The 11,431-nt window shown below is 44.5% G+C and carries 11 protein-coding genes and 1 tRNA gene; 11 read left to right on the plus strand and 1 reads right to left on the minus strand.

Annotated features, from left to right (window positions below):
* Positions 1-136: 136 nt before the first annotated feature.
* Positions 137-616: a LexA family transcriptional regulator gene (locus tag EGI32_RS03050; RefSeq protein ID WP_255153895.1), complete on the minus strand. Its 480-nt coding sequence runs from the start codon at positions 614-616 to the stop codon at positions 137-139.
* Between the two features lie 79 nt (positions 617-695).
* Here EGI32_RS03050 and EGI32_RS03055 point away from each other — a divergent pair, with 79 nt between their 5' ends.
* The 11 genes from EGI32_RS03055 to EGI32_RS03105 all read left to right on the plus strand — a co-directional run bounded on the left by EGI32_RS03055 (position 696) and on the right by EGI32_RS03105 (position 11,302).
* Entirely contained in the window at positions 696-1,310 is a 615-nt protein-coding gene (locus EGI32_RS03055) for a 2'-5' RNA ligase family protein (RefSeq protein ID WP_255153896.1), read from the plus strand.
* Positions 1,311-1,489: 179 nt separating this feature from the next.
* Positions 1,490-2,599 (plus strand): PA0069 family radical SAM protein, encoded by a 1,110-nt coding sequence (locus tag EGI32_RS03060; RefSeq protein WP_255153897.1) that lies wholly within the window; start codon positions 1,490-1,492, stop codon positions 2,597-2,599.
* A 40-nt stretch (positions 2,600-2,639) separates the two neighbouring features.
* Positions 2,640-3,008: a hypothetical protein gene (locus tag EGI32_RS03065; protein ID WP_255153898.1), complete on the plus strand. Its 369-nt coding sequence runs from the start codon at positions 2,640-2,642 to the stop codon at positions 3,006-3,008.
* 160 nt (positions 3,009-3,168) lie between these two features.
* Positions 3,169-4,422, plus strand: coding sequence for a putative DNA modification/repair radical SAM protein (locus EGI32_RS03070; RefSeq protein WP_255153899.1), 1,254 nt, complete (start codon positions 3,169-3,171; stop codon positions 4,420-4,422).
* Positions 4,422-5,183 carry a TIGR03915 family putative DNA repair protein gene (locus tag EGI32_RS03075; RefSeq protein WP_255153900.1) on the plus strand — a complete coding sequence of 254 codons (762 nt, stop codon included), beginning with the start codon at positions 4,422-4,424 and terminating at the stop codon, positions 5,181-5,183. The genes EGI32_RS03070 and EGI32_RS03075 overlap by 1 nt, the downstream gene beginning before the upstream one ends.
* Positions 5,184-5,510: 327 nt before the next feature.
* Positions 5,511-6,332 (plus strand): hypothetical protein, encoded by an 822-nt coding sequence (locus tag EGI32_RS03080; protein ID WP_255153901.1) that lies wholly within the window; start codon positions 5,511-5,513, stop codon positions 6,330-6,332.
* Between the two features lie 801 nt (positions 6,333-7,133).
* A tRNA-Phe gene (locus EGI32_RS03085) sits at positions 7,134-7,204 on the plus strand.
* Between the two features lie 24 nt (positions 7,205-7,228).
* The gene (locus tag EGI32_RS03090) at positions 7,229-7,714 is read left to right on the plus strand and encodes a ribonuclease H-like YkuK family protein (RefSeq protein WP_255153902.1); all 486 of its coding nucleotides are present in this window, start codon (positions 7,229-7,231) and stop codon (positions 7,712-7,714) included.
* Positions 7,715-7,742: 28 nt separating this feature from the next.
* The gene (locus EGI32_RS03095) at positions 7,743-8,894 is read left to right on the plus strand and encodes an AAA family ATPase (protein WP_255153903.1); all 1,152 of its coding nucleotides are present in this window, start codon (positions 7,743-7,745) and stop codon (positions 8,892-8,894) included.
* Between the two features lie 660 nt (positions 8,895-9,554).
* Positions 9,555-10,649, plus strand: a complete 1,095-nt coding sequence (locus EGI32_RS03100) for a slipin family protein (protein WP_255153904.1) — start codon at positions 9,555-9,557, stop codon at positions 10,647-10,649.
* 134 nt (positions 10,650-10,783) lie between these two features.
* On the plus strand, positions 10,784-11,302 hold the full coding sequence (locus tag EGI32_RS03105; RefSeq protein WP_255153905.1) for a 3'-5' exoribonuclease: 519 nt from the start codon (positions 10,784-10,786) through the stop codon (positions 11,300-11,302).
* The last annotated feature ends 129 nt before the right edge of the window (positions 11,303-11,431 follow it).

Below are 11,431 nucleotides of genomic sequence, written 5' to 3' on the forward strand. Positions count from 1 at the left end.
TAGTGAATGGTCAAACCTTCAAACTCTTTATCATTGCTTGAAGGGTATTTAATTTGTATTTCATTTATGTTGATTTTCTGATAATAAATACCTGATGAATAGTGTAGCCTTCGAAGATTTGACTATTGACTATTCACTATTGACCATTCACCTTCCTGTTGTTGAGATACATCCAAAGCACATCATCCACAATATTGATATTGCACGTCACTACACCCCATACCATCGAGGTAGTAAATTCATTGAGTTCTATCGGTTTGAAGCGTTCATTCTCGGCCAGCAGGATGGTTTTGTTGAATGTTTTTTGCAGGCGGCGCACCATCATTTCGCCATCTACAATGGCCACTACTATTTTACCATGACTGGCTTTTACTGACCGGTCTACAATGAGTACATTATTATTATAGATGCCCGCCTCCGTCATGGCGTCGCCCTTCATGCGGAAGAAAAAAGTGGCGGGTTTGTTCATCACCAGTTGCTCGTTGAGGTCGATGCCCCGCTCCATATAATCGTCGGCGGCGGCGCCAAAGCCGGTGGCATTGGCAGACGATACATCGTGCTGCGTAAAATCTTTGGTGCCTCTATAATTACTGCCGGAAAAGTTGTCCACTTCCATAAAAATTATTTTTGAAATACTAAATAGTTTAGTAAATTTATGCTAAATAATTTGGCGGACAAATTTTAAAACCGTTTTTATGAAAAATATTATCAACAGTATTCCAGGCTACAGGATGTTTGAATATTTAGTGATATTAAATCCTCACGAAGAATTGCGTAACAAGATCATGAAAGTGAAGCAGGATTTTTATGATAGTTACAAATCCACTTCGGCATTGTATGGAAAACCACATCTTACGCTTGTAAATTTTGTACAATACGAAATGGCGGAAGAGCGCATCATCAACCGGCTGAAAAACATCGGCATGGGCTTTCATCCCGTAAAGATCGAGCTGAAGGATTATGGTAGTTTCCCATCGCATACCATCTATATAAATGTAATCTCCAAACTGCCGATTCAGGGATTGGTAAAAACCATCCGGTCCGAAGCGCAGCAGCTGATGAAACTGAACAACGACCACAAGCCGCATTTCATCCTCGAACCACACCTCACCATCGCCCGCAAGCTGCAGCCATGGCAGTACGAAAAAGGCTGGCTCGAGTATAGCCACAAAAGCTTTACCGGCCGTTTCATAGCCGATGCCATGCTGCTGCTGAAGCGGCCCGTAGGCGAAATGAAATACCAGATAGCCGGAAGGTTCGAGTTTCAAAACCTGCCGGTGAATACTACGCAGGGGGCGCTTTTTTTATGACACGAATTAAAGCGAATTACACGAATTAGCGAAGGTGATATAATTGTTTTTACCCTCGTTTAATTTGTCCAATTCGAAAAAATCGTGCCTTGAACTAAATATCATCTCCCCTAATTCCCCGCCGATTGCGGGGCAAGCAGTGTAATTCGTGTAATTCGAAAAATTCGTGTAATAAAATGATGGACAAGAACCTCCCGCAAGATCACCACAAAGTATCCGTTGCCAACCAGGACGGGCAGGTGCAATACAAGGCCGGCCGTGGGGCGCAATTCAATTATAAGAACCGTTTTATCAAAAACGAATCTACCCGCGAGCATGTAGAGGGCATCGACGATTGGGAAGAGGCCAACCTCAAAACCCAATACATAGAGCAGCTGTCGAAAACGATCGTGAATAAGGTAGAAAGTAAAGATGTAGGTATGGGGTACAGCATGAACCCTTATGCGGGATGCGAGCATGGCTGCATTTATTGTTATGCCCGCAACGTACATGAATACTGGGGCTATAGCGCCGGGCTCGATTTTGAACAGAAAATACTCATCAAAAAAAATGCGCCACAGCTGCTCCGCAAATTTTTGATGCACCCCAAATGGGAATGTGCGCCCATCATGCTCAGCGGCAATACCGATTGTTATCAGCCTGCCGAGCAGCAGTACCGCCTCACCCGTGGCTTGCTGGAAGTGTGCAACGAGTTCAATCAGCCCGTGGGTATCCTCACCAAAAATTCGTGGATACTGAAAGATAAAGATGTGCTGCAGGAAATGGCCAAAAAGAATATCGTATCGGCTATGGTGAGCATCACTTCGTTCAATGAAGACCTGCGCCGCATCATGGAGCCACGTACCACTACGGCAAAGCAGAAGCTGAAAGTGATAGAAGAACTCAGCAAGGCTGGTGTGCGCATGGGCATCATGATGGGGCCGATGATACCCGGATTGAACGAACATGAAATGCAGAGGATCATGAAAGCCGCGGCAGATCATGGCGCCACGTTTACAGCATATACATTTATAAGGTTGAATGGGGCCATCAAGTTTTTATTTCACGATTGGCTGTACAAGAATTTTCCGAATCATGCGGATAAAGTATGGCACCTCATAGAGCAGAGCCACGATGGCAAAGTGAACGATACCCGCTGGGGGGTGCGTATGCGGGGCGAAGGGGGAATAGCAGATATGGTGGCCCAAACCTACCGCAAATACGGAAAGCTCTATAATATGAATGCCGAAGAATGGAGCCTCGATACGTCCCGTTTCAAAAGACCGGGAGCACAAGGCACGTTATTCTAAACCCCTAAACCTAAACCCTAATCTCTAAACTATAATTGCAATGACCGCTATCACCAACGAATACCTCGGCGACATCCTGCTACGGGAGGTAAATAAAGACATAGAAGTGCATCGTGCCTCTAAAAATAATTTCCTGGCGCATCAGAATTTTCCGTGTGCCACCGATGCCGAACTGCTCGACTTCATCCAGACCATTCCTTACTTCGATGTGAGTGTAAAAGATTTCCTGTTAGGCAATCTCCCGGAAGTTACCATCATCATCAGCCAGGCCTGGGAACTCGAGTTTTTAAAACGTACCCGCCAATGGGCCGAAAGTTTTGAATGGCTGCATGGCAACGATTATTTTTTGAGCGATGCGCATATCAATGGATTGAAGAAGGGAGGAGCGTCGTTGACATTGCCGTATTGAAAACGACTGTCAGCCTGAGCTTGTCGAAGGCGTTGATGAAAACGCCTTCGACAAGCTCAGGCTGACAGTAAAAAAAGTAAACGAAATTGAAATAGTTGGCAACCTAATAATATAGCAAGAAACAATAGAACAATCAATACAACAATTAACCACCTGACCAATGAACCACGACCGCATCACCGAAAAACTTGCCATCCTTGCCGACGCAGCCAAATACGATGTAAGCTGCAGCAGCAGCGGCAGCAACAGGAAGAATAAAGAAAAAGGCCTGGGCACTACCGGCAACGGCATTTGTCATGCCTACACCGAAGACGGGAGATGCGTATCGCTGCTCAAAATATTACTGACCAATGTATGCATTTACGATTGCGCTTATTGTGTAAGCCGAAAGAGCAACGATATCAAACGGGCGGGGTTTACAGTACAGGAAGTGGTGGATCTCACCATCAATTTTTACCGCCGCAATTATATCGAAGGATTGTTTATCAGCTCAGGCATATTTACCAATGCCGATTATACGATGGAACGGCTGGTGCTGATAGCAAAAAAACTCCGCACAGAACATAAATTCAGCGGCTACATTCACATCAAAAGCATACCCGGTGCCAGCGAAGAGATCATCAAAGAAGCGGGGTTGTATGCCGACAGGCTAAGCATAAATGTAGAAATGCCAACCGAAAAAAGCCTGGCATTACTGGCCCCCGATAAAAAGCGGGAAGATATGATACAGCCGATGAAAGTGCTGAAACAGGCGATCATTGAAAACAAGGAAGAAAAGAAATTATTCAAAAAAACGCCCGTTTTTGCCCCTGCCGGACAAAGTACCCAAATGGTGATCGGCGCTACGGCAGAGACCGACCTGGAAATATTATACCTGGCCAACGGCTTTTACAAAAAGATGAACATGCGCAGGGTGTACTACTCCGGCTATGTACCCATCAGTAATGATAATCGCCTACCGGCCATCGGTACACCCGTACCCATCGTGCGTGAAAACCGCCTCTACCAGGCCGATTGGCTACTGCGTTTCTACGGTTTTAATGTAGATGAAATTGTAGATAAAAACAATCCGCTGCTCGATATGGAAATAGACCCCAAGCTGGGTTGGGCGTTGCGCAACATGCAATGTTTTCCTATCGATATCAATACCGCCGAATACCAGCTCATACTGCGTGTGCCGGGCATCGGTGTACAAAGTGCACAAAAGATAGTGGCAGCCCGGCGCTTCAGGCGGCTCGGTTACGGGCACCTTAAAAAGATCGGGATTTCAGTTAACCGTGCCCGGTATTTCATACAGGCCGATAATGATTATGAAGTAAAAGACTGGCAACCGGCGCAGATAAAACAATTCATCTTATCAGAAGGCGTGAGTAAATACAAAGCTGATTTTTCACCGCAGATAACCCTTTTCTGATGACAACGGTGATATACGACGGCAGCTGGCAGGGGTTTCTGACCGCCGTTTTTGAGGTGTACGAATATCGCCTGGCCGATACGGTTATATGCGGCGAAAAGTTTGCGCCTGCAAACCTGTTTGGGGCATCGCACAAAGTATTTACCGATGAAGCAAAAGCGGTACGGGTATGGGATCGGCTCAGGCAAAAGCTGACCCCCGGTGCATACCGGCAATTGTACGATAGTTTTTTGAGTGAGGATAAAGGGGTTGAAGATGTATTGATGCGGTACATCCGTTATTCATTGGCATCGAAAGTGGCGATGGAAAACGATTTCAGCCATCCGGATATCCTGCAGGTAAAGCAGGTATCCCGAAAAGTACATCGCGAAAAACACCGGATGGAAGCTTTTGTGCGCTTTCAGCTTACAAAAGATCAATTGTATTATGCCATCGTGCAGCCTGATCATAATGTGCTGCCGCTGATAGCCAGGCATTTCAAGGCCCGCTATGCCGATCAGCGCTGGCTGATATACGATGCTACCCGGAAATACGGGATATATTATGACCTGGAAAAAGTGGAAGAAGTACAGCTGAACTTTACTGCCGATCTGCAAAATGAATTCACGGTAAGTGAAATTTATGATGAGCATGAATCGCTTTACCAGCACCTCTGGCAACAATATTTTAAAAGCGTGAATATCGCCGCGAGAAAAAATACAAAACTGCATATACAACATATGCCGAAACGATACTGGAAATACCTGGTGGAGAAGAAATAAAAACCCCGAAAAAATGGGATGTCTCTATAAAAAAAGAGGGGCTTATGGTAAAAACCATGCCCCGTTTTAATCCGTACCCTATGAAAACTAGGTAGCAAAATAATACATTCTTGGCAGTTTTAATAATATTTATCGGCGAAAAGTAAATATTATGCGGTAAAGAAGTGCAATAGGTTAAAAAAGATGGGGTTACAAGTCATTTAAAAAGTTTTTTACCCCGGATATTTTCCGAAAAATCCCCGTTTTCCCTGGTGAAAAACCCATGGTTTAGACTAACCCTGCTTCTACTTTTAGGTGGCTATTTTATTGACCAAATAATCACTTATTATGAAAAGAGATGCTTCAAACAATGACCTGCAAAATGAAAACAATTTTTTAAAATTAAAGCTCATGCTTGAGCATGGGGCTGATTTCAGTAAAGGCATGGAAGGCCTTGATCCGAACCTCGAAAACCAGTTTCTGAAAAATATAGACGAATTCGAACGGCAGTTTGCAGCCCGCAAAAAGATCCGTGTTTTTGAAAAACTGGATTCGCCTGCACATTTTCTACCGGTAACGGCTATTCCTGATGCGGAAATGGACAATGCCTGGGAGCAACTGCATAGGTATATGCAGAGCTTTGGGATCGAGCTCGACGTATGTAGCCCCAATGTAAATTCGCGGGAACTTTACAGGTTTGCCACAGAAGAACTTTTTGAAAAAGAGATTGATGACACTAACATCAGCGGGATGATATGCGGATTTATTTACGATGAATATTATCCTGATCATAAATATGAAAATACCCGCGTAGCGTTGGAAAACTGTATGTCATGTTTTTTCAGCAAAAAAGGGCTGGAGTGGCTGTATGATTTCAAGGAGTCGGGGATCATGCTGAATGATCATCCCCGGATTTCATTGAAAGAGCTTCGTAAAAAAGTGAGTGATTTTCAATCGGCATATCAATCCATCGATGTTCTGGATCTTCGTGAAGACGGATGTGATATCACGGAAAAAGAATGCAGGGTTAATGGGGTGTATAAAATAAAAGTAAGGCTTGAAACCGAGGTGCTGATCCTGGAAGGGGCGTGGGAAGTACAGTTTGAAAAAGAGGAGGAAAGAGATGCCTGGTACATCATTGCTGTGAAAATAGTTGGACTGGATCTATAAAAATTATCACGGATGTTTTACAGATCGGTGCACCCCGTTTTCTTCTTGAGAAAATAATCAAAGAAAAAACAACGGTGTTTAAATTTTTTTTGATCTGCTGTAACCGTTGATTTTACTGGTGTTTCGGGTGATATGAAATATTGCAGCAAAAATTTTTGTTAAAAAAATTTGGTAAATCAAAAAAAATAAATTCATCTTTGTAGCACAAATAAAAAATATATAACGGCAATAAATGAACATTCGTTTTAAAAATATAACAACCAAAGGGCATACACTTTTACAGGAGGAAAGTATGTTTTCAGGGGCAAATAGTATTACATCGTAGTTACCAAACTTACTGTCTATTACAACGGCCCCGACGATAAGTTGGGGCTTTTTTATAAATGAAAATTCACCAGGCAACAAATTCAGAAATAAATTATTAAACAAAAATGATCAACTACAATTCACATTTACTAATCATAAAAACCATTGGACGTGTGGTGGCACCTACAGGTTTTGAGGGCAGTACTATGTGTGATCTTGAAAAATATAAACGACCGGATATTTCCCCAACCTAAGAGGATCAACCTTTTAGCGTGCAGGCCCGGTCAGATGAATCATCTAACCGGGCTTTTTGTTTTGCGCCGGTTGCAAAAACTGAAAAAATGAAATTTATCGTAGTAGTGATTTTGGCGAGGTTCACCATCATCATTTTAGAAAAAATGAACCTTGGTAAGCGGTAAAATGGGTAGTCAACCGGGAGTAGACAACCGGGAGTAGACAACCCGGAGTAGACTACCGCGGGTAGGCAACCCATAAGGACAAATAACTCAATGGCAGAGTGCCGGCGTGAAGAACCGGGAATATAGGTTCGACTCCTGTTTTGTCCGCTAAACAATAAAAAAAACAATGCGATGGAAACGTTTCGGAAATGGACGAAGATGAACGGTGAACCGATAGGCCAACCGTTGCACGATGAAATTAAAGCGGCACTGGAGCGGGAAACCGCCAATGGTAACCAAGTGAAAATATACATCGGTACAGATAGCCAGGTAAAACACAGTAATACCGGGTTTGCTACAGTGATCGTGTTTGTGCGCAAAGGCAAAGGGGGGTTCATGTATGTGTGCAATGAACGCACCACGCAAAAGATGAACATCAAAGAAAGGATGATGACGGAAGTGGCTAAAAGTATAGATGTGGCGTATGACCTGTGCGACTTATTTGCCGGGCAGAACGTGCCGATGGAAGTACACGCGGATATCAATACCAGCCCGGCTTTTAAGAGCAATACAGCATTAAAGGATGCCATGGGCTACATCACCGGAATGGGTTTCAGTTTTAAAGCGAAGCCGCAGGCCTTTGCCAGCAGCAGCTGCGCCAATAAGATGGTGCGGTGAAACAATTAAGAATTAAAAATTTAAAGTAATGTTTGGAGCAATTATATTTTTCGGGATTGTGGTGGCTGCGATAGCCCCATCACTTATGCCGCTGGTAAAACGAGGGCTGGAAAGGCTTCGCGGCCTGTTTCGCCAGAGACGGGATGCCTCGGTATTTGATCACTACTATGTGGATGCAAAGGCTATGTACATGCAGGAGTACAACAGTATACCCAACATCAGCTACATCAGCGGCCTGGATATGAAGCAGGTGTTTGATCACATCAACAACGGACACGCAGGAACAGTGCTGGCTGTATGGCAACGCAACCAGTTTAACTGGCAGGCGACTGGCCAGGAATTCACCAGCACTATTTTCAAGCTGGAGAATAAGGTGCTGATACGGATCGGGTACGATAATGCGGAAATTTTCTATGGATATAACAGGTACGAATACACGAAAAACCTGGTGGAAGCATTAGCAAGGTTCAGGCAGCCGGAAAAGGAGCAGCCCTTTGAAATGAACATCATCACTGCCAATCAGCATGGACTTGAGCTGAAGCAACTGCAGATAAAACCGACGGTACTGGATATCGGGTTGTATTACAACGATGACTTTGCAGCAGTGGATAAGGTGATCCGCGAAAGGCTGATGAAGGAAAATGATAAAGGCATCATCCTGCTGCATGGCTTACCGGGAACGGGCAAAACGACTTACCTGCGCCACCTGATAGGAGGCTTGAAAAAGAAAGTGCTGTTCGTTTCTCCCGGCGTAGCCGGAAACCTGGTAAACCCTGATTTCATCGATCTGCTGATCGACAATCCGAACGCGGTACTGATCATTGAAGATGCCGAAAACATCATCATGGACAGGAAGCTGACTTCCAGCAGTACTGTGAGTAATCTGCTCAACATCAGTGATGGTTTGCTGAGCGATTGCCTGAATGTGCAGATCATCTGTACTTTCAACAGTGAGCTTAACATGGTGGATAGTGCCTTGTTGCGTAAGGTAAGATTGATAGCGAAGTATGAATTCGGGAAGCTGGGAATCAATAAATCACAGAAACTGTCGGATCACCTGGGATTTAAAACCGTGGTAAACGAACCGATGACATTAGCGGCGATCGCCAACCAGCATGAAGCGGATTTGCAGCCTGAAAGCAGGGGGCAGATCGGGTTCAGGAGAAATGTAACGTCTTAAGAGGCCGATGCTGGATACCAGATGCCGGATGTTTATAATGGATGGATTTCGCGAAGTTCTTCGCTGTGATATCCGGCATCCGGCATCATTCAAAATATTCGCTTACGCGAAAACTTGGTAAAGGCCTGTCGCACACAAACCAGGCGGATGTTTCAACACATCGCAGTGCAGCCGTAGTAACGATCTGTATGCTGTTGCAGTGATAGCGCTTTGCCCACCAACCTACCTGTCAGAGGTTCGAATCCTCTTCCCGTTTTCATGCGGGATAGCTCAGCTGGTAGAGCAGTAGACTTATCGGGGTTCGAATCCCCCCCCTACACTAAGGATGTAGTAGTTCAATGGATGGAACAGTCAGTCGCAACTTACAATTGCGGATGCAGAAGTACATCACTTCTTAAAAAATGGTGGCCAATTGTACAGCAGTCATTGATTTCCTGCAGGCAGATGCAACCGCATTTGCGAAGCAAGCCTGGTGAACACCAGCAGGCTCTCGGGAATAGAAACCAGTAGCGGGCACCCAGGTCGGACATGAGCAGCCAGGCTGCGTTATCATTTTCGGCAGAAGACCCGGAAAGGCGTTTTAGCAAGAGGGCTTCCGTGATCACAGGGCGGAAACAATGACGGCTTTTTTTAAAACTTTAAATGAATTAAAATAAAAAAATGAAAAAGGAAATTGTAAACAAATATGAGGTGGCATTGGTATTCAAAAAGGGGGTTTACCAGGGTATCCTTAAAGAAGGAAAGTACTGGTTGTGGAACGAAGAAGTGAGAAAATACGATCTTACCCAACCGTTTTATGCACCGATGGAATTGAATTTGCTTTTGCAGGATCCATTGCTGGCAGCGGCTTTGGAAGTGGTTAACGTGAAAGAGAACGAGATCGCGTTGCATTACGAAAACGGTTTGTTGAAGCAGGTGCTTGCCCCAGGCAGGTATACTTTCTGGAGATCTGTAGTGGTCAATGAATTCGTGTATGCGGATATCAGCAAGATCGAAATAACCGAAAGTATCAGCAGGGTTACTTTGCAGCACAGGCTGCTGTTGCCTTACATCCGGACGTACAATGTAGAGAACTACGAAAAAGCTGTATTGTTTGTGGATGGAAAATATGCGCAAACTCTTGAAAGCGGGAGTTACACCTGGTGGAAGAACAACATCACCATCACCGTAGGGAAAGCAGATACAAGGGCACAGCAACTCGAGATCAATGGCCAGGAGATCCTTACAAAAGATAAGGCCGCTTTGCGGGTGAACGGTTATGCGCAATACCGGGTGACGGATATAGAAAAGGCATTGCTGGAAAACAAGGAGTACGAAAAGCAGCTGTATGTGGCCTTTCAGCTGGCGCTGAGGGAGTATATCGGTGGATATGCTTTTGATGAATTGCTGGCCGGCAAGGAAACTATCGGTCCTTTCATCCTGCAGGCCGTGAAAGAAAAGGCGGCGGCATTGGGTATTGAAGTCACAGGCTTCGGTATCAGGGATATCATCCTGCCGGGTGATGTGAAGGAGATCATGAACAAAGTGCTGATCGCTGAAAAAAATGCGCAGGCCAACAGCATCATGAGGCGGGAAGAAACAGCCAGCACAAGAAGCCTGTTGAATACCGCCCAACTCATGGAAGATAACGCGATGTTGTGGAAGCTGAAAGAGATGGAGTATGTAGAAAAGATCGCGGAAAAGATCAACAACATCAGTGTGAGCGGCAATGGCGTGCTGCTGGATCAGCTGAAGCAGATGTTCGTTACAAAGTAAGGGAATAGGTCAATGGGTGAATGAGTGAATAGGGGAATGATTATTAAAAGGTTTTAATGAAAACCTTCGGAGGTTTGCCTCTTTCGCTTATTGCCCATTGACATTTTTAAAATTTCAAAATAAAAAAACTAAAAATGAGTTACATAATTGTAGATGTGGAAGCTGATGGCCCTATTCCACATAAATATTCTATGGTGTCGTTTGGCGCTGTAGTACTGGAGCCGACATTGAGTAAAATATTTCATGGCAAAGTGAAACCAATATCGCAGGAATGGATACCGGAAGCTTTAGCCGTAAGTGAGATCACCCGCTCAGAGCACGAAGGTTATGAAGCGCCGGAAAAAGTCATGAGCGATTTTGCCGCATGGCTTAAAGCCAATTCAAAAAACAGGCCGGTCTTCATCAGTGACAACCCCGCTTTCGACTGGCAATGGATCAACTGGTATTTTCATACTTATTTTGGTAAAAACCCATTTGGTTTTTCGGCCAGGCGTATCGGTGATCTTTATTGCGGCATGAAAATGGACGCAGGCTTAAATTCAGAATGGAAGAGACTTTACCGCAAAACCAGGCACGACCACAATCCCGTGAATGACGCCAAAGGAAATGCGGAAGCATTGCTGGCGATGCGGGAAATGGGATTGAAGATCTAATACAAGGTGCAGGATATTGGGTGCCGGATGTTTGTCAGGACTGAACTTTACGTTGTTCTTCTAAACGATATCCAATATCCGGTATTTAACACCTAAAAATTAATTACTAAAGGACACAAGTTCAAAATA

Source organism: Ferruginibacter sp. HRS2-29 (assembly GCF_024343615.1).
Taxonomy (GTDB): Bacteria; Bacteroidota; Bacteroidia; order Chitinophagales; family Chitinophagaceae; genus Ferruginibacter.

Excerpts from the sequence above, each read along its gene's own strand:
- EGI32_RS03050 (WP_255153895.1), bottom strand. The coding sequence starts at position 616 with ATGGAAGTGGACAACTTTTCCGGCAGTAATTATAGAGGCACCAAAGAT.
- EGI32_RS03055 (WP_255153896.1), top strand. The coding sequence starts at position 696 with ATGAAAAATATTATCAACAGTATTCCAGGCTACAGGATGTTTGAATAT.
- EGI32_RS03060 (WP_255153897.1), top strand. The coding sequence starts at position 1,490 with ATGGACAAGAACCTCCCGCAAGATCACCACAAAGTATCCGTTGCCAAC.
- EGI32_RS03065 (WP_255153898.1), top strand. The coding sequence starts at position 2,640 with ATGACCGCTATCACCAACGAATACCTCGGCGACATCCTGCTACGGGAG.
- EGI32_RS03070 (WP_255153899.1), top strand. The coding sequence starts at position 3,169 with ATGAACCACGACCGCATCACCGAAAAACTTGCCATCCTTGCCGACGCA.
- EGI32_RS03075 (WP_255153900.1), top strand. The coding sequence starts at position 4,422 with ATGACAACGGTGATATACGACGGCAGCTGGCAGGGGTTTCTGACCGCC.
- EGI32_RS03080 (WP_255153901.1), top strand. The coding sequence starts at position 5,511 with ATGAAAAGAGATGCTTCAAACAATGACCTGCAAAATGAAAACAATTTT.
- EGI32_RS03090 (WP_255153902.1), top strand. The coding sequence starts at position 7,229 with ATGGAAACGTTTCGGAAATGGACGAAGATGAACGGTGAACCGATAGGC.
- EGI32_RS03095 (WP_255153903.1), top strand. The coding sequence starts at position 7,743 with ATGTTTGGAGCAATTATATTTTTCGGGATTGTGGTGGCTGCGATAGCC.
- EGI32_RS03100 (WP_255153904.1), top strand. The coding sequence starts at position 9,555 with ATGAAAAAGGAAATTGTAAACAAATATGAGGTGGCATTGGTATTCAAA.
- EGI32_RS03105 (WP_255153905.1), top strand. The coding sequence starts at position 10,784 with ATGAGTTACATAATTGTAGATGTGGAAGCTGATGGCCCTATTCCACAT.